The sequence below is a fragment of the Pseudomonas sp. WT-JTC genome, from assembly GCF_056711565.1.
Genome location: NZ_CM160042.1, coordinates 2059098 through 2078091, shown reverse-complemented (window position 1 = coordinate 2078091; position 18994 = coordinate 2059098). Strand labels below are relative to the sequence as shown.

The following is an 18994-nucleotide window of genomic DNA, read 5'->3' as shown; positions in this document are numbered from 1 at the left end:
CGCCCATGAAACTGCTGATCGTCGAAGACCAACCGAAAACCGGCCATTACCTGCGCCAGGGCCTGGCCGAGGCCGGGTTCAACACTGAACTGGTGGCCGACGGCAGCACCGGTCAGCAATTGGCCCTCAGCGGCGAATATGCCCTACTGATTCTCGATGTGATGCTGCCCGGTCGTGATGGCTGGCAGATTCTTCAAGCGGTGCGCAGCGCTGGCCTGGACACGCCGGTACTTTTTCTGACTGCGCGTGACGCCGTGGAAGACAGGGTTCACGGCCTTGAACTGGGCGCCGACGATTATCTGGTCAAGCCGTTTGCCTTCTCCGAGTTGCTGGCGCGAGTGCGCAGCCTGTTGCGCCGCGGTAGCGCCACGCCGCAGGAAACCAGCCTGCAACTGGCCGATTTGCGCCTGGACCTGATCCGTCGCCGGGTCGAACGCAGCGGCCAGCGTATCGACCTGACCGCCAAGGAATTCGCCCTGCTGGAAATGCTCCTGCGCCGCCAGGGCGAAGTCCTGCCCAAGTCGCTGATTGCGTCCCAGGTCTGGGACATGAACTTCGACAGCGACACCAATGTCATCGAGGTGGCGATCCGTCGCCTGCGCCTGAAGATCGACGATGAATTCCCCAACAAGCTGATCCATACCGTGCGCGGCATGGGTTATGTCCTTGAAGAGCGCCCCGCCTGATGCGCCGTCTGTCCTTGAGCAGCCGGTTGGCGCTGCTGTTTGCCGCATGCACCGCCGTGGTGTCGTTGTTCGCCGGGGTGCTGTTCAGCCGCGCCAGTGAGGTGCATTTCATTGAACTCGACCAGCAACTGCTGGACGGCAAGTTGATTGGCTTGCGTCGGGCCCTGCACGACTTTCAGTCGAGTGACGGCGAAGTGAAGCTGGTGGAGCAACTGAGCCGCCAGGCTGATCTGTCCCTGCGAATCACTGGCAGCGACGGCCGACGCTGGTATGACAGCTCGACAAACCTACCGCAGGCATTGCCGAGCCAGTCCGGATTGTCGACGGTGAGCCACGAAGGCACGGACTATCGCGTCCTGAATGCGCCGCTTTTCCCGGACAAACCCGAATCACCGCAACTGACCCTGCTGCTGGACATCACCCACCACCAGCACTTCCTGCAACGCATGCAACATTTGATCTGGCTGACCGTCGGCCTGTCAGCCCTCGCCACTGCGCTGCTGGGCGCCTGGGCGGCACGCAGCGGCTTGCGCCCGTTGCGGCGGATCAGTGCGGTCGCCAGCGGTGTTTGCGCGCAATCGCTGAACTCGCGGTTGCCGGAAGACAACATGCCGCCGGAACTGGCGGAAATGGCCCACAACTTCAACGCCATGCTCGGACGCCTCGACGACTCGTTTCAGCGCCTGTCGGCGTTTTCCGCCGACATTGCCCATGAACTGCGCACGCCACTGTCGAACCTGCTGACCCACACCCAGGTCACCCTCACCCGCCCTCGCCCCATCGAGGACTACCGCGAAGCCCTGCACAGCAACCTCGAGGAGCTGCAGTGGATGGCGCAACTGGTCAACGACATGCTCTATCTGGCCAAGGCTGACCATGGACTGTTGATCCCCAAACGCGAATCGCTGGAACTGGCAGAAGAGGCAGACCTGCTGCTGGAGTTTTTTGCGCCGCTGGCGGAAGACGCCCAGGTCAGGCTTAGCCGCGAAGGCCTCGGACGCATGGAAGGTGACCGCAGCATGCTACGACGGGCACTGTCCAACCTGCTGGACAACGCGCTGCGCTTCACCCCGGCCCAGGGCACGGTACAGGTCACGATTGACGAGCAAGCCGATTGCCTGAGCCTGCGGGTGGAAAACTCGGGAGACGGCATTGATCCGCAGTTGCTGCCGCGCTTGTTCGACCGTTTTTACCGGGCTGACCCGGCACGCCGCGAAGGCAGCAGTGAACATGCGGGATTGGGGTTGGCGATCACCCGGTCGATCATCCGCGCCCATGGTGGGCAGATTCGTTGTGAATCGGAGCGTGGATGGACGCGGTTTGTGATCGAGTTGCCAAGGGGGGATTGAGGCCGGCAGGGCCGGCTTGCGTCACCTGTAGGAGCTGGCTTGCCAGCGAAAGCGGTTTCCGCAAGTGTCATAGAGGCTAGCAGGCCCGGCCTCTTCGCTGGCAAGCCAGCTCCTACGAAGAGCTGGCGGTGTAACGGCTTACGAATACCGCAGAGCGGTAGCCGGCTCGACCTTCGCCGCCCGCCATGCCGGGTAAACCGTGGCCAGGAAGCTCATGACGAAGCCCGCCGTGCAGATCAGCGCCACGTCGGCGCCTTGCAGCTCGGACGGCAGGTTGCTGACGAAATACACATCGGAACTGAAGATGTGCTGCCCGCTGACCCGTTCGATCCAGCCGACCATCTCGCTGACGTTCAATGCGGCGATCACGCCCAGCACACCGCCAATCAAGGTGCCGACGATCCCGATCACGGTGCCCTGCACCATGAAGATCGCCATGATCTCCCGCGGCGTGGCACCGATGGTACGCAGGATCGCGATGTCCGCGCCCTTATCGTTCACCACCATGATCAGGGTCGCGATGATGTTGAACGCCGCCACCGCGACGATCATCAGCAACAGCAGGCCGATCATGGTTTTTTCCATTTTCATTGCACTGAACAGGCTGCCCTGGGTGTGGGTCCAGTCGTCAGCCTTGTAGGCGGCGCCCAACCCCGTGGCGATGTCGCTCGACACTTGTGGCGCGGCATACAGGTCCTTCACCGCCAGGCGCACGCTCTGCACCTGATTCGGCTCCCAGTGCTGCATCTGCGCGGCATCGGCCATGTGGATCAGCGCCATCGTGCCATCCAGTTCGGCGCCGACCTTGAACACGCCGACCACATTCAGACGTTGCATGCGTGGGGTAATGCCGCCCGGCGCATTGCTGACTTCCGGCACGATCAGGGTGATCTTGTCGCCAACGTTCAAGCGGAAGCGGCGCGCCGTGATCTCGCCGATCACCACGCCGAACTCGCCCGGCTTCAGGGCTTCGAGACTGCCCTGGACGATATGCTTGGCAACAATCGACACCTGGCCTTCCAGCGCCGGGTCGACACCGCTGACCTGGATTGGCTGCATCGTGCCCTTGTAAGAGAGCATGCCTTCCATCTCGGTGAACGGCACCGCCGCCGTCACCTCCGGGTTTTTCATCGCCGCCGCTGCCACCGGCTGCCAGTCATCGATCGGGTTGACGCCGACGATGGTGGCGTGAGGCACCATGCCGAGGATGCGCGAACTCATTTCGCGCTGAAAGCCGTTCATCACCGACAACACCACGATCATCGCCAGTACGCCGAGGGCGAGGCCGATCATCGAGGTCATCGAGATGAAGGAAACAAAGCGATTGCGGCGCTTGGCGCGGGTATAGCGCGTGCCGATAAAGATCGATAACGGTCTGAACATTCGCTGGGGCACCGTATAAGAATAAAAGACCCGATGCCCTTTCAGGCACCGGGTTTCAGCCAATCAGATGGGGGTTAGACAGCCTTCCTGCAGGTGCAGGACGCGATCCATCTGGCGGGCCAGGTTCATGTCGTGGGTCACCACCAGGAACGCCGTGCGCATCGAGGTGCTGAGCTCCAGCATCAAGTCCTGGATGCCCTGGGCGGTGTGGGCGTCGAGGTTGCCGGTCGGCTCGTCGAGCATCACCAGGCCCGGTTTGTTCACCAGGGCGCGGGCGATGGCCACACGCTGACGCTCACCACCGGACAGTTCGGCCGGCTTGTGCTCCAGGCGATGGCCCAGGCCTACCCGCTCCAGCAACGCCGTGGCCCGTTGACGCGCTTCAGGGATCGCCGTCTTGCCGATCAGCAGCGGCATGCAGACGTTTTCCAGGGCGGTGAATTCCGGCAGCAAGTGGTGGAACTGGTACACGAAGCCGAGGGCGCGATTGCGCAACAGGCCGCGCTTCTTCTCGCTCAGCGCCGACAGTTCTTCACCGTCGAGCCAGACGCTGCCCTTGGTCGGTGTATCGAGGCCACCCAGCAGATTGAGCAAGGTACTTTTACCCGAGCCCGACTTGCCGACAATCGCCACACGCTCGCCCGGATGCATTTCCAGTTGCAGCCCGGCCAGGACCTCTACCGACTCCGGACCTTCCTCGTAGGACTTGCCCAGGTTGCGGCAGCTCAAGATTGCTTTATCACTCATGCCCGACTCACTCATAACGTAGCGCCTCCGCCGGCTGGGTGCGCGCGGCACGCCAGGCTGGATACAGGGTGGCGAGGAAACTCAGGACCAACGCCGCGGAGCAGACCATCACGACGTCCTGGCTCTGCACCTGCGACGGCAGGTAATCGATGAAGTACACGTCGGCGTTGAGGAACTTGTGGCCGATCAGGCCTTCGAGGGCCGAGATCGCGGCACTGACATTCAGCGCGGCGAAGATGCCGACCACGGCGCCAATGGCCGTACCGACCACGCCAATCACGGTGCCCTGCACCATGAACGTGCGCATGATCGTGCCCGGCGTGGCACCCAGTGTGCGCAGGATCGCGATGTCGCCCTTCTTGTCGTTCACCACCATCACCAGCGTGGAAATGATGTTGAACGCGGCGACGGCAACGATCAGCAGCAGCAACAGGCCGATCATGGCTTTTTCCATGCGGATCGCCTGGTACAGGTTGCCGTGGGTACGGGTCCAGTCGCGGGCATAGAAACGGTCTTCGCCAAGATCGCGGGCGATGCTCCACGCGGTGCGCGGTGCCTGGAACAGGTCGTCGAACTTCAGGCGCAGGCCCTGGACCTGATCCGGTTTCCAACGATGCAGCCGGGCCAGATCCTGCAGGTTGGTGACGCCGAGATAGCCATCGAGCTCACCGGCACCGACATGGAAAATGCCGACCACGGTAAAGCGTTTCATGCGCGGGAACATCCCGGCCGGGGTCACGGTGACCTCCGGGGCGACGAAGGTCAGCTTGTCGCCGACGGCGGCACCGAGCTTGGCCGCGGCCTTGTCGCCGATGACGATGCCGAATTCACCCGGCACCAGATCGTCGAGTTTTCCCTGCGTCATGAAGTGATCAATGATCGACACCTGGCGCTCTTGCACCGGGTCGATGGCATTGAGCAGGACTTTCGAGACCTTGCCGTTATTGGTCAGCAAACCCTGCATTTGCGTAAACGGCGCCACGGCCGTCACCTGCGGGTTCTGCCTGACCTTGGCCGCCAGGCTTTGCCAGTCGCTGATCGGCTCGCCGGACTCGATGGTCGCGTGGGGCACCATGCCCAGCACGCGGGTACGCATCTCATGATCGAAGCCGTTCATCACCGACAGCACCACGATCATCACGACTACGCCAAGGGCGAGCCCAATCATCGAAGTCAGGGAAATGAATGACACAAAATGATTGCGACGCTTTGCACGGGTGTAACGCGTGCCGATAAATACGAAGAGAGGTCTGAACATGTCGGGGCTTGTTCGGAGGGAAAAGGAACGTCCTTGTGGCGGGGGTCGATAACCAGCTTTACACTCAGACCACCGCCGCTACCATGGGTTCGCCATGTCGACATTAGATGAAGAAGATCGCCGCGAATACTACCGTATCGAGGATACGATCGCACTGGAAATTCGGCCCCTGTCCGCTACTGAAGCCGCAGGCCAGGAAGTGTTGCAGGATGCTTCCCCACTCTTCAACTTGCTCAGCGAACTGCACCTGAGCGAATTCGAGTCGCAACACCTGTTGCGCCAGATCAGCGAACGCGACCGGACCATCGCGGCGTTCCTCAAATCCCAGAACAGACGCATCGATTTGCTGAGCCAGGTGATCGCCATCACCGCGCTCGGGCAAATCGGCGAACCGCAGCCGGTGATCATCTCCGAAGGCGGTGTCGACTTTCAGCATCCATCGCCCATTGCCACCGGCGCACGCCTGTCGGTCAAGCTGGTGTTGATGCCGCAAGCCCTGGGTCTGCTGCTGCGTGCTCGCGTCACCCATTGCGACCGCAAGGGCGATGGTTATGACGTCGGCACCGAGTTCGAGCACCTGACCGACGCCCAGCGCCAACTGTTGGCCCGCCACATCTTGCAAAAGCAGGCCCAGGAACGACGCCTGGCCCGCGAACAACTCGAATCAGGCAATTAATTTAAGGAAGAACCGTGACTCTCATCTACGGCCATCGCGGCGCCAAGGGCGAAGCACCGGAAAACACCCTGACCAGCTTTCAGGAATGTCTCAAGCACGGCGTGCGTCGCTGCGAACTGGACCTGCACCTGTCCATGGACGGCGAGCTGATGGTCATCCACGACCCGACCCTCAAACGCACCACTGACCGTCGCGGCAAGGTCGTCGAACACACGGCGGCCGAGCTTGTGACCTATGACGCACGCAAGGGTGGCCCGGGCTGGATCAAGCCCTGCCCGATTCCGACCCTGGAAGAACTGTTCGAGAAATGCGACTTCGATCACTGGCAGCTGGAAGTCAAAAGCGCATCACGGATGCGTGCCGCGACCACCGTGCTGGCGATTCGCGAGATGGTCCAGCGTCATGGCCTGATGGACAAGGTGACCATCACCTCGAGCTCCCGTGAAGTGCTCAAGGCCGCGCTGGAGTTGGTGCCGGATGTGTCCCGGGGGCTGGTGGCCGAATATGCCTGGCTCGACCCGCTGAAGGTCGCGGCCAGTTATGGCTGTGAAATTCTGGCGTTGAACTGGACCCTGTGCACGCCGGAACGCCTGCAAAGGGCGCAGCGTCAGGGGCTGCATGTGTCGGTGTGGACCGTCAACGAGCCTGCGCTGATGCGCAGACTCGCCGACTTCGGCGTTGACAGCCTGATTACAGACTTTCCCGGTTTGGCCACCGCCACGCTCGAGAATTGCTGAAATCGGTCTCCCCGGCCGGCTCAGGCCACCGGCCGGAGCCGCTCAAAAAAGCCGGTTGAGGCCGTCGTAGGCCGCTACCCGATAGGCTTCAGCCATGGTCGGGTAGTTGAACGTGGTGTTGACGAAGTACTTGAGCGTGTTCAGCTCGCCCGGCTGGTTCATGATCGCCTGACCGATGTGCACGATCTCCGACGCCTGATAACCGAAGCAGTGAACGCCCAGCACTTCCAGGGTTTCACGGTGGAACAGGATCTTCAGCATGCCTTGCGGCTCGCCGGCGATCTGCGCCCGCGCCATGCTCTTGAAGAACGCCTTGCCGACTTCGTAAGGCACCTTCGCCTGGGTCAACTCCTGCTCGTTCTTGCCGATCGAGCTGATCTCCGGAATGGTGTAGATGCCGGTCGGCACGTCATTCACAAAGCGCCAGCTACCGTTATCCACGATGCTGCCGGCAGCCGAACGACCCTGGTCGTGGGCGGCACTGGCCAGGCTTGGCCAGCCGATCACGTCACCGGCGCCGTAGATGTTCGGCACACAAGTGCGGTACGCCTCGTCGACTTCGATCTGGCCACGGCTGTTGACCTTCACGCCGATGTTTTCCAGACCCAACTGGTCGGTGTTGCCGGTACGACCGTTGCACCAGAGCAAGGCGTCGGCCTTGATCTTCTTGCCGGACTTGAGGTGCAGGATCACGCCATTGTCCACGCCTTCGACGCGGTCATAGTCTTCGTTATGGCGAACCGTGATGTTGTTGTTGCTGAAGTGATAACTCAGGGCCTGGGAAATTTCCGAATCCAGGAAGCTCAGCAACTGACCACGGTTATCCACCAGCTCGACCAGCACACCCAGGCCGCTGAAGATCGAGGCGTATTCGCAGCCGATCACGCCAGCGCCGTAAACGATGAGTTTGCGCGGGGTGTGGCCGAGGCTGAGGATGGTGTCGCTATCGTAGATACGCGGGTGGTGGAAATCGATGTCCGCCGGGCGATAAGGGCGCGAACCGGTAGCGATGATGATGTGCTTGGCCACCAGTTTTTCGACCACACCGTTGGCGCAGACCACTTCGATGGTTTGCTCGTCAGCGAAGCTGCCGGTGCCGAAGAACACGTCGACGCGGTTACGGGCGTAGTAGCCGGTGCGCGAAGCGACTTGCTTGGAGATGACTTTCTCGGCGCTTTTCAGCACGTCCGGGAACGAGAACCAGCGCGGCTCACCAATGGCCCGGAACATCGGGTTGGTGTTGAACTGCATGATCTGCCGCACCGAGTGACGCAGTGCCTTGGACGGGATGGTGCCCAAGTGAGTGCAGTTGCCGCCGACCTGGCGACGGCTATCGACCATCGCCACCTTGCGCCCTGCCTTGGCGGCGTTCATTGCCGCGCCTTCCCCCGCCGGGCCGGAACCCAACACCACCACGTCGTAGTTGTAGACAGCCATGCGTACTCCTCAGAACAGGCCGCGGCACCCTCGGCACCTGCGGCTAAATCACGCCAACCTGTGGCATGAAGGAACAATTTGGGGCCAGTGCAGAACCCGGACACAGTCTATAGAAGCGTCAACGCCGCGCACATTAACCCTTGGTCGCGTCGTAGGCTACTTTTGCCTGCACTACAACGCCAGTTTTCAATGCTCGAATCGCCACAATCACTCGGCTTTTTCGCCACTGAGGCGTTCAAAAGCGTGACTGCTGCGTGTGACGAAACCTGTATCGGCACGAATCACAAAAAATGCACCGATATCGTGCTTTTCTGCGTAGTCCCAACCGCGCTCCGGGCCGAGAATCAGCAACAGCGTCGATAAGCCATCGGCCATCAACGCCGAAGGATGAATCACCGTGACAGATGCCAGGGCATGTGAGACCGGCGCACCGGTACGCGCATCGAAAGTGTGGGAAAAACGCCGACCGCCCTGCTCGAAATAATTTCTGTAGTCGCCGGAGGTGGACAGGCCATAACCGTCGACAAGCATGACTCGCTCGGCGACTTGCCGGTCATCCCGAGGCTCTTCCAGGGCGATGCGCCATGGCGAACCGTCGGCCTTCCTGCCGGATGCCTTGAGCTCCCCCGTCGCTTCGGCGAGATAATCGTGAATGCCCATTGCCTCGAGTCTTGCGGCAATCGTGTCCACCGCATAACCGGCGGCGATGCTGTTGAAATCGACCTCGACGGCGGCGTCCTTGCACAGCTGGTCGCCATCGATGCGCAAATGCTCGTGGCCGACGCGCTTGCGGGCTTCGGCGAGCGCTTCGGCGGTCGGGACTTTTTCTTCACGGGCTTGCGGACCAAACCCCCAGAGGTTCAGCAACGGCTCCACCGTCAGATCGTAGGAACCATCGCTTTGCACCGACAGTTGCTCGCCCACGCGGACCAGCTCGAGGATCGACACCGGCATCGCCTGACAGCGGTTGGCCGGCAGTGCATTGAAGCGTTCGATGTCGGAATCGCTGCGGTAAGTCGACATTTGCCGGTCGACTTCGGCCAGGATCTTTTCGACTTCTATCTGGACGACTGCCGGCGCGGGAACACCGGCGTGACGGACGTACTTGATCGAATACGTGCTGCCCATGGTGGGGCCGCCGAAAGACTCCATCGAATCGCCATGGCCGCAACCAGACAACAGGCCAATCCAAACGATCAGACCGCCCAGGCGCCAGCTCAATACATCCATCTTTTACAGCCCGCCCCGACATAGCCCCAAGGCCGACCATTATGCACCACCCCTGAACCGGCTTACCGGCAAAGACGACTGCAAATGTTCAATGTGTAGGAGCGAGCTTGCTCGCGATGGTCGTCAACGATAACGCGTGCTGACTGGTTAAACGCAGCGCTCTTGACTCCATCGCGAGCAAGCTCGCTCCTACAAAGTTCTTAACCGAACAGTACTGGCTGCCAATGTTGGTCTTTTCATGGAGTCGCGGTATCCGTGGTGCATTGTTTCAAGCGACCCGAATCCGTGCCACTGCCTTCGCTGAGATCAATGTCGCCGCTGGCATCGAGGTATATGTGCGTATAGGACCATGTCGGGGTGATATTTACGCAGTGTCGGAGATCTTTATCGTTCCACCAAGAGATCTCCATGAAAAACTTCTCATCTGGAAACAAGGACCCATGATCCCGTGTGCTGCTGCCTGGAGGGAGGCCTCCTTTGTAAATCCGGTGTTGCACATTCCAGATGAACCGCAGTTCGTCAGCGCCGTTCTTGGAGTAATGGACGGTTGCGGTAGGCAACACAATAATTCGCCAGAGGACAATCAGCAAAAGCACCAGCAGGGGCAGTAATAGCGGTAGCAACGGAATCCATAGCCACCGAATGTAACGCGACCGAGGTTTTTTAGGCGTGGACACGGACTTCATATCCCCAAAGTCGCGCTACAAAATGTGTAGTCGTTTTTATTCCTTTGCCTCTTTCATGGGCTAGCCGTGTCTGTGGTGCATTGTTTTAGTCGATCCGAATCCGTGCCGCTGCCTTCGCTGAGATCAATATCGCCGTTGGCATCAAGGTAGATGTTCGTATTCGGCCACCTCGGAGTAATGTTGACGCAGTGGGCACGAACGTTTTTGCTCCACCAGGATATTTCCATAAAAAAATCGTCATCAGGAAACAGAAAACCGTTATCGACTGTACCTCCGCCGGGCTGCATCCCGCCCTTGTATATCCGGTGCTGGACATTCCAGATGTACCTGAGTTCCTCCCTTCCATTTTCGGAGTAGTGAATGGTCACGGTCGGAAGTGCGATATCCCAATGGTCGAGAGCCAGAAGCACAGCGAGAATCCACAGCCATCGATTGTGCCGTATTCGGGGTTTATTTGCAGACGTGGACACAGACTCCATCTCCCCAGAATCGCGCTACAAAAAGTGCAGTCTTCTTTTATCACCTTGCCTCTTCATGGAGTCGCGGTATCCGTGATGCATTGTTTCAAGCGACCCGAATCCGTGCCACTGCCTTCGCTGCGATCAATGTCGCCATTGGCGTCAAGGTAAATGTGCGTATTGGGCCACTTAGGGGTTACGTTAACGCAGTGTCGGAGAGCGCCATCGTTCCACCAGGAAATCTCCATGAAAAATTTCTCATCTGGAAACAAGAAGCCATAATCACGTGTACCGCCCCCAGGCTGCATCCGCCCTTTGAATATCCGGTGCTGTACGTTCCAGATGTATTTAAGTTCCTCTTTAGCATCTTTGGGGTAATGGATAGTCACAGTAGGCAACCCAATATCCCATTGGGTAATGACCAGAAAAACAACTGGGATCCATAGCCACCACTTGTGCGATCTTCGCGGTTTACTTGCAGACATGGACACGGATTCCCTCCCCCCAGTTCTCTGGAGCAACTGCTAACACTTTATTCATGATCATCTGCGCTATTATCCCGCCATCAGGGTGCTGATTGGCGGGTTTTATACCGGTGCTTATCGACACTCTATCAGCTATATCATCCCACGCTCGCAACTCAGCATAAGGACCGACCATAAAATGAGGGTCGGGCGTTATATTTTTTAATATCGCACTCATTTCTGAGGGCATTCCTTTAATCGATCTGAATCGGTTCCGCTAGCGTGACTGCTATCGAGAGATCCATCTGCCCCAATATATATACTAGTCGTAGGCCACTTAGGATTTATAGCTATACAATGACTTTTTCCTGAGGCAGTCCAGTCAAACCGCATAAAAAAATCATCATTTGCAACAAGATGGCCGGGGCCTCCTGTAGATTGGCCGGGGAAAATTTCCCCTCGAAATATATCGTGCTGGGTATTTAGAACAAACTCCAACTTCCCGCCTCCCTCCTTTGAGAAATAGATTTTTACCCTCGGCACGGAGACATACCAGATAAAATACATCAGAAACAATATTACTAGCAGTCTACGCATAAACAAATGCAGCACCTTTTATTCGCATTTGTGGACACTTATACCTTTCCCCCAATCAGCAGGATCCCCGGCAAGCACTTCATCCATAATTATCTTGGCACTGACCCCTTCGGTTGAATAAATTCTGAAAAGGCTTACACCAATAGCTATAGACTTCCTATCCGGTATGTCATCCCATGCCCTTAATCCCTTTATGTCCTCTGAACGATTAGGGCCGGGCCTATTTTCCCAATCCTGAAGCTTACGGACCGCGTCGGAAATGATCTGCTCAGCACCTGCGCCATCCAGCAACACCCGCTCGGAAAAACCTGCAGCCATTCCTACGTAGCCATAATGAATATTCGACCAAATGTCATAAAAATAATCGTACCTTCCCTGTTTGTGGCGAACATCACCTCCAAAGTTGGCCTTTATCTTCGGCTTGTGATCCCAAGACCGATTCTGCCCAACCCGCTCTGCCCACAGCGCAAAAGCCTCGGCTTTTTTGGCAAGGGCGATGCTGTGGAAATTGGGTTGACGGCCGAGTCGGAGATAAAATGGAATTTCCATGTATTTACTTGTTTCAGCCTCAGGGTTATAGCTATTCAACTCCTTCATTTTCAGCACCGAAGCATGGGTGATGTTTCGATTCATCTCGCCGGCAATGTAGGCGGCAAGCTCTTCCATTTGATCAGGATGGTTACAGGCTCCGCCTCCATCAAGGTTGCCGAGTGGGGCAGTGACTTTTTCTGCAAGCTTTGGATCGGCCACCCCGGATTTCGTCGTAAACCCGCTATCCGCTTGAGTCGTTGGCGACCCGGCGGCGCTGGTGGCTTGCCGTGCAGGACTGGCCTTATTCCGATAGCTGGCGGTGAACACCGAGGGAATCAGTTGCGCTTTACAGGGGCAACCACTATGGCTGTCCAGCGTGCCCGCCATGGCTTTGCCATGACTGATCATGTGCGAAATGCCGCCGACAATTTTGTAAGTCTTGCCGTCCTTGCCACAGGTGACTCGATCACCATCGCGGGCATGGGCAATGCCGTACATCATGATCCGGGTGTCACCATCCAGGACCTTGCCGCCACAGGTGGTCTTGTCGTCCAGGCCAATGTAATAACCCTTGCTCACTGTTACTTCTCCTTATCATTCGGCCGTCCGCAATAATGCGGTGGACGCTAACAGCGTCGCGACCCCAACGGCAGGGCCTGCAGGACGATCAGGAAATTTCGCCAAAAGAAACAATCCATTTCCTACAAGAGTGTTTCTAAAGCGGATTTCTTCGGAAAGAAAAGTCAGAGGGGTCGATAACAATCGGCATGAAAAAACGGCCTGTCGAACCACGCATACCCACAGGACGTTGCGCCCATGCGGGGCGCACAAACAAAAACGCCCCGACCAAGGTCGGGGCGTTTTCATGTGCAGCTAAGGCTTAGCGCGGGAATGCTGGCGGGTTTACACCGGCCATGTCTTCCATCACGCGAACCACCTGGCAGCTGTAACCGAACTCGTTGTCGTACCAAACGTACAGAACAACGCGGTTATCCTGGGTGATGGTCGCTTCAGCGTCCACTACGCCTGCGTGGCGCGAGCCAACGAAGTCGGTGGAAACCACTTCCTGGGAGCTCACGTAGTCGATCTGCTTGTGCAGGTCCGAGTGCATGGCCATCTGGCGCAGGTACTCGTTGATCTCTTCGCGAGTGGTGGCCTTTTCCAGGTTCAGGTTCAGGATAGCCATCGACACGTTCGGCGTAGGAACGCGAATCGCGTTGCCGGTCAGCTTGCCCTTGAGCACTGGCAGCGCCTTGGCGGCTGCGGTGGCGGCACCGGTCTCGGTGATTACCATGTTCAGCGGCGCGGCGCGGCCACGACGGCTGCCCTTGTGGAAGTTGTCGATCAGGTTCTGGTCGTTGGTGAACGAGTGAACGGTTTCGACGTGGCCGTTGACGATGCCGTACTTGTCGTTGACTGCCTTGAGCACCGGCACGATGGCGTTGGTGGTGCAGGAAGCCGCCGAGATGATCTTGTCGTCAGGGGTAATGTCGCCATGGTTGATGCCGTGAACGATGTTCTTCAGCGCGCCCTTGCCAGGTGCGGTGAGGATCACGCGAGCAGCGCCCGGGCAGGCCAGGTGCTGGCCCAGGCCGTCGGCGTCACGCCATACACCGGTGTTGTCGACGATCAGCGCGTTTTCGATGCCGTACTGGGTGTAGTCGACTTCGCTCGGGCTCTTGGCGTAGATAACCTGGATCAGGTTGCCGTTGGCGGTGATGGTGTTGTTGGCTTCATCGATGGTGATGGTGCCATCGAACGGACCATGGACCGAGTCACGACGCAGCAGGCTGGCGCGCTTGACCAGGTCGTTCTCGGCGCCCTTGCGGACAACGATGGCGCGCAGTCGCAGGCCGTCGCCACCACCGGTTTTCTCGATCAGGATGCGTGCCAGCAGACGGCCGATACGACCGAAGCCGTAAAGGACAACGTCGGTGCCTTTGCGGGCGGAAGCGTTCTGCTGACCAACCACGTCGGCCATCTCTTCACGGACGAACTGCTCGGCACTACGGCCATTGCCTTCGGCCTTGTATTTGGCCGCCAGCTTGCCCAGGTCTACCGAAGCGGCGCCGAGCTTGAGCTCGCTCATCGCCTTGAGCAGCGGGAATGTTTCGTGGACGGAGAGTTCGGTTTCGTCGGTCTGGCGATGACGGGCAAAGCGGTGCGCTTTGAGGATCGAAATCACCGAGCGGTTGATCAGGCTGCGGCCATAGATCGAGCTCACCACGTTGTTATTGCGGTAGAGCTGACCGATAAGCGGAATCATCGCTTCTGCGAGTGCTTCACGGTCGATCCATTCACCAAGACACTGGTCGGGCTTCTGAGTCACGGGAACCTTCCACATGTAGGGGCAGAAAAAAGGGGCTACATTATGCCGCCGAGTGACAGCGGTAGCAATGCGCGCCCGTCGTGCTTTACGTAACAAATCGTCGTTCAAAAAAATTACGCCTCGCTCCAGCCCAGTAAAACCGGGGCTTTCAGCACAGTCAATTTTTTGGAGCCAAAGTCTCGTTGTCCGTAACCCTCCGTAACACTCGTTGTTTTTGCCACTACATATTCATTAATTCTAGGTAAAAAAGCGCAGAATTTTGTCTTTACCACTACATTTCGCCAAACCCGTGCTTTAGACACAGTCAGCAACTGACAGGCGGCATCGTAGACCGCTACAATTACCGACTTTGTCGCAACGCTTGGAGCTCAACCTTCCGTGCCCGTTCTGCGTCTACCGCTTCTCCCTGCCGCGGCAGGTAAACAGCACTGGGGCAACCTGCCCGGTGCCGCCCTGAGCCTGGCCATTGCCGAGGCCGCCAGCGCTGCCAAGCGCTTTACCCTGCTGCTGACCGCCGACAGCCAAAGTGCCGAACGGCTGGAACAGGAGCTGGGTTTCTTCGCCCCGGATTTGCCCGTACTGCACTTTCCCGATTGGGAAACCCTGCCCTACGACCTGTTCTCACCGCACCAGGACATCATTTCCCAGCGTATCTCGGCGCTCTATCGACTGCCGGAGTTGAGTCATGGCGTGCTGGTGGTGCCGATCACCACGGCCCTGCACCGCCTGGCGCCCACCAAATTCCTGCTCGGCAGCAGTTTGGTGCTGGATGTCGGCCAGAAGCTCGACGTCGAGCAAATGCGCACCCGGCTTGAAGCCACCGGTTATCGCTATGTCGATACCGTGTACGAGCATGGCGAGTTCACGGTCCGCGGCTCGTTGATCGACCTGTTCCCGATGGGCAGCAAACTGCCATACCGCATCGACCTGTTCGACGACGAAATCGAAACCCTGCGCACCTTCGACCCGGAGAATCAACGCTCCATCGACAAGGTCGACTCGGTCAAGCTGCTGCCGGCCAAGGAGTTCCCGCTGGAGAAAGAAGCCGTGACCCGCTTCAAGGCGCGTTTTCGCGAGCGCTTCGATGTCGATTTCCGTCGCTGCCCGATCTTCCAGGACTTGAACAGCGGGATCACCCCGGCCGGTATCGAGTACTACCTGCCATTGTTCTTCGAAGAAACCTCGTCGCTGTTCGATTACCTGCCACAGGACACGCAAGTGTTTTCCCTGCCGGGCATCGAACAGGCCGCCGAGAATTTCTGGAACGATGTGCGCAATCGCTATGAAGAACGCCGTGTCGATCCTTCCCGCCCTTTATTACCGCCAGCCGAGCTGTTCCTTCCAGTGGAAGACTGCTTCGCGCGCCTGAAGAACTGGCCGCGCGTAGTGGCCAGCCAACAGGACATTGAAAGCGGTGGCGGCCGCGAGCGCTTCCCGGCTCGAGAACTGCCGAACCTGGCCATCGAAGCCAAGGCCACCCAGCCATTGGCGGCACTGGCTGGTTTCCTCGACGAATTCCCCGGACGCGTGCTGTTTACCGCCGAATCCGCAGGCCGCCGCGAAGTGCTGCTGGAACTGCTGGAACGCCTGAAGCTGCGACCGAAAACCGTCGACAGCTGGCCGGACTTTGTCGCCGGCAAGGAGCGTCTGGCCATCACCATCGCACCACTCGATGAAGGCCTGCAGCTCGACGACCCGGCCCTGGCCCTGGTTGCCGAAAGCCCATTGTTCGGTCAGCGCGTGATGCAGCGTCGGCGTCGCGAAAAGCGCGCCGATGCCAACAACGATGCCGTCATCAAGAACCTCACCGAGCTGCGCGAAGGTGCGCCGGTGGTGCATATCGACCACGGTGTCGGCCGCTACCTGGGCCTGGCGACCCTGGAAATCGACAACCAGACCGCCGAGTTCCTCGCCCTGGAATACGCTGAAGGCGCCAAGCTGTATGTGCCGGTGGCCAACCTGCACCTGATCGCCCGCTACACCGGCAGCGACGACGCCCTGGCCCCGCTGCACCGCCTCGGCTCCGAGACCTGGCAGAAAGCCAAGCGCAAGGCCGCCGAACAGGTTCGCGACGTGGCCGCCGAGTTGCTCGACATCTATGCACGCCGTGCGGCCCGTGAAGGCTACGCCTTCGCCGATCCGAAAGCTGACTACGCCACCTTCAGCGCGGGTTTCCCGTTTGAAGAAACCCCGGACCAGCAAACCACTATCGAAGCGGTGCGCGACGATATGCTCGCGCCCAAGCCCATGGATCGCCTGGTGTGCGGCGACGTCGGCTTCGGCAAGACCGAAGTGGCGATGCGCGCCGCGTTCATCGCCGTGCATGGCGGCAGGCAAGTGGCGATCCTGGTGCCGACCACCCTGCTCGCCCAGCAGCACTACAACAGCTTCCGCGACCGTTTCGCCGACTGGCCGGTGACCGTGGAAGTGATGAGCCGCTTCAAGTCGGCCAAGGAAGTCAACGCGGCGGTCGCGGACCTGGCCGAAGGCAAGATCGACATCGTCATCGGCACGCACAAGCTGCTGCAGGACGACGTCAAAATCAAAAACCTGGGCCTTGTGATCATCGATGAGGAACACCGTTTCGGCGTGCGCCAGAAAGAACAGCTCAAGGCGCTGCGCAGCGAAGTCGACATCCTGACCCTCACCGCCACGCCAATTCCGCGCACGCTGAACATGGCGGTGTCGGGCATGCGCGACCTGTCGATCATCGCCACTCCGCCGGCCCGTCGCCTGTCGGTACGCACCTTCGTCATGGAGCAGAACAAGAGCACGGTCAAAGAGGCCTTGCTGCGTGAATTGCTGCGTGGCGGCCAGGTCTACTACCTGCACAACGACGTGAAGACCATCGAGAAGTGCGCCGCCGACCTCGCCGAACTGGTACCGGAAGCTCGAATCGGCATCGGTCACGGGCAGATGCGCGAACGCGAACTCGAACAGGTGATGAGCGACTTCTACCACAAGCGCTTCAACGTGCTGATCGCCTCGACCATCATCGAGACCGGCATCGACGTACCGAGCGCCAACACCATCATCATCGAGCGCGCCGACAAGTTCGGCCTGGCGCAGTTGCACCAGTTGCGCGGTCGGGTCGGACGTAGCCACCACCAGGCGTACGCCTACCTGCTGACGCCACCGCGCCAGCAAATCACCCCGGACGCGGAAAAGCGCCTGGAAGCGATTGCCAACACCCAGGACCTCGGCGCGGGCTTCGTGCTCGCCACCAACGACCTGGAAATCCGTGGCGCCGGCGAACTGCTCGGTGACGGCCAGAGCGGGCAGATCCAGGCTGTCGGTTTCACGCTGTACATGGAAATGCTCGAGCGCGCAGTGAAGTCGATCCGCAAGGGCGAGCAACCGAACCTCGATCAACCGCTGGGCGGTGGCCCGGAAGTCAACTTGCGGGTACCGGCACTGATTCCGGAAGACTACCTGCCGGATGTCCACGCCCGCCTGATTCTCTACAAGCGCATTGCCTCGGCCACCGATGAAGACGGTCTCAAGGATTTGCAGGTGGAGATGATCGATCGTTTCGGCCTGTTGCCGGAACCGACCAAGAACCTGATCCGCATCACTGCACTGAAGTTGCAGGCCGAGCAACTGGGCATCAAGAAAGTCGATGGCGGCCCGCAAGGCGGTCGCGTCGAGTTCGCCGCACAGACGCCGGTCGACCCGCTGACACTGATCAAGCTGATCCAGAGCCAGCCAAAACGCTACAAATTCGAAGGCGCCACGATGTTCAAGTTCATGGTTCCGATGGAGCGCCCGGAAGAGCGCTTTAATACTGTAGAGGCACTCTTCGAGCGCCTCGTTCCGACAACTGCTTGAAGGACGCCGCATGCGCCTGTTTCGCTCACTGACCTTGCTGACCCTGTTGATGCCGGCACTGGTTGCGCCTACGGCATTTGCCGATGACCTGTATCAGGTCGAAATGATTCTGGTCCGCCAAAACGCCGTGCCGGCGATTGTCAGCCGTGCCGCACCGGAAGACTGGGCGGCTGGCGCACAACCGGTCAGCCCCGACAGCCTGCGTACGCCAAGCCTGAATGGCGAGGTGGAAAAACTCACCAGCAGCGCCGACTACACGGTGTTGCTGCACAAAGCCTGGCAACAGACCCTCGGCGAAGCTGGCAGCAAAGTGGCGATCAGCGACGGCAAGGAACAATATGGTCAGTTCCCGATCGAGGGCACGCTGAACATGAAGCTGGGACGCTTTACCGATGTCGACGCCGATTTCTGGGTCAATCAGATCGATGCCAATGGCATGGTGACCGCCAGCGAGCGCTTGAAACAGGAAAGCCACACCAAGAACGGCCAGCTGAACTTCCTCGACAACGGCCACCTCGGCCTGCTGATCAAGATCACCTCGCTGACCGCCCCAGCCCCCCGCCCAGCTCCCGAAGAAATTCCGGACTGATTGAAGTCC

15 protein-coding genes are annotated in these 18994 nt (G+C 59.2%); 6 read left to right on the top strand and 9 right to left on the bottom strand.

Going from position 1 to position 18994, the window contains the following annotated elements:
* Positions 1–5 precede the first annotated feature (5 nt).
* Together AC06G5_RS09395 and AC06G5_RS09390 are read left to right on the top strand one after the other, a co-directional pair.
* A complete protein-coding gene (locus AC06G5_RS09395; RefSeq protein ID WP_085716743.1) occupies positions 6–686 on the top strand; it encodes a heavy metal response regulator transcription factor in 681 nt (226 codons plus the stop codon).
* Positions 686–2035 carry a heavy metal sensor histidine kinase gene (locus tag AC06G5_RS09390; protein ID WP_480459294.1) on the top strand — a complete coding sequence of 450 codons (1350 nt, stop codon included), beginning with the start codon at positions 686–688 and terminating at the stop codon, positions 2033–2035. Before AC06G5_RS09395 ends, AC06G5_RS09390 begins: the two co-directional genes overlap by 1 nt.
* Before the next feature lie 138 nt (positions 2036–2173).
* On the opposite strand, the gene AC06G5_RS09385 is transcribed toward AC06G5_RS09390, so the two are convergent.
* The 3 genes from AC06G5_RS09385 to AC06G5_RS09375 all read right to left on the bottom strand — a co-directional run bounded on the left by AC06G5_RS09385 (position 2174) and on the right by AC06G5_RS09375 (position 5423).
* Entirely contained in the window at positions 2174–3418 is a 1245-nt protein-coding gene (locus tag AC06G5_RS09385) for a lipoprotein-releasing ABC transporter permease subunit (RefSeq protein WP_480459293.1), read from the bottom strand.
* A gap of 63 nt (positions 3419–3481) precedes the next feature.
* Entirely contained in the window at positions 3482–4165 is a 684-nt protein-coding gene (lolD, locus tag AC06G5_RS09380) for a lipoprotein-releasing ABC transporter ATP-binding protein LolD (protein WP_178076692.1), read from the bottom strand.
* A 7-nt stretch (positions 4166–4172) separates the two neighbouring features.
* Positions 4173–5423: a lipoprotein-releasing ABC transporter permease subunit gene (locus AC06G5_RS09375; RefSeq protein ID WP_413421437.1), complete on the bottom strand. Its 1251-nt coding sequence runs from the start codon at positions 5421–5423 to the stop codon at positions 4173–4175.
* 94 nt (positions 5424–5517) lie between these two features.
* Here AC06G5_RS09375 and AC06G5_RS09370 point away from each other — a divergent pair, with 94 nt between their 5' ends.
* Complete coding sequence (locus tag AC06G5_RS09370) at positions 5518–6099, top strand: PilZ domain-containing protein (RefSeq protein WP_413421435.1); 582 nt, start codon at positions 5518–5520, stop codon at positions 6097–6099.
* 14 nt (positions 6100–6113) lie between these two features.
* The gene (locus AC06G5_RS09365; protein ID WP_007984279.1) at positions 6114–6836 is read left to right on the top strand and encodes a glycerophosphodiester phosphodiesterase; all 723 of its coding nucleotides are present in this window, start codon (positions 6114–6116) and stop codon (positions 6834–6836) included.
* Between the two features lie 42 nt (positions 6837–6878).
* On the opposite strand, the gene sthA is transcribed toward AC06G5_RS09365, so the two are convergent.
* From sthA to AC06G5_RS09335, 6 genes are all read right to left on the bottom strand, one after another.
* Positions 6879–8273 (bottom strand): Si-specific NAD(P)(+) transhydrogenase, encoded by a 1395-nt coding sequence (gene sthA, locus AC06G5_RS09360; protein WP_007984277.1) that lies wholly within the window; start codon positions 8271–8273, stop codon positions 6879–6881.
* Positions 8274–8480: 207 nt separating this feature from the next.
* Positions 8481–9503, bottom strand: a complete 1023-nt coding sequence (locus AC06G5_RS09355) for an FAD:protein FMN transferase (protein WP_480459292.1) — start codon at positions 9501–9503, stop codon at positions 8481–8483.
* 739 nt (positions 9504–10242) lie between these two features.
* Entirely contained in the window at positions 10243–10599 is a 357-nt protein-coding gene (locus AC06G5_RS09350) for a hypothetical protein (RefSeq protein ID WP_413421431.1), read from the bottom strand.
* Positions 10600–10721: 122 nt separating this feature from the next.
* The gene (locus tag AC06G5_RS09345; protein WP_413421427.1) at positions 10722–11132 is read right to left on the bottom strand and encodes a hypothetical protein; all 411 of its coding nucleotides are present in this window, start codon (positions 11130–11132) and stop codon (positions 10722–10724) included.
* A gap of 594 nt (positions 11133–11726) precedes the next feature.
* Positions 11727–12818 carry a polymorphic toxin type 44 domain-containing protein gene (locus tag AC06G5_RS09340; protein ID WP_413421425.1) on the bottom strand — a complete coding sequence of 364 codons (1092 nt, stop codon included), beginning with the start codon at positions 12816–12818 and terminating at the stop codon, positions 11727–11729.
* 301 nt (positions 12819–13119) lie between these two features.
* Positions 13120–14583: a glyceraldehyde-3-phosphate dehydrogenase gene (locus tag AC06G5_RS09335; protein WP_480459290.1), complete on the bottom strand. Its 1464-nt coding sequence runs from the start codon at positions 14581–14583 to the stop codon at positions 13120–13122.
* Between the two features lie 363 nt (positions 14584–14946).
* Here AC06G5_RS09335 and mfd point away from each other — a divergent pair, with 363 nt between their 5' ends.
* Both mfd and AC06G5_RS09325 read left to right on the top strand, forming a co-directional pair.
* A complete protein-coding gene (gene mfd, locus AC06G5_RS09330; protein WP_480459288.1) occupies positions 14947–18396 on the top strand; it encodes a transcription-repair coupling factor in 3450 nt (1149 codons plus the stop codon).
* A gap of 10 nt (positions 18397–18406) precedes the next feature.
* The gene (locus AC06G5_RS09325) at positions 18407–18985 is read left to right on the top strand and encodes a CsiV family protein (protein ID WP_413421419.1); all 579 of its coding nucleotides are present in this window, start codon (positions 18407–18409) and stop codon (positions 18983–18985) included.
* Positions 18986–18994: the final 9 nt, after the last annotated feature.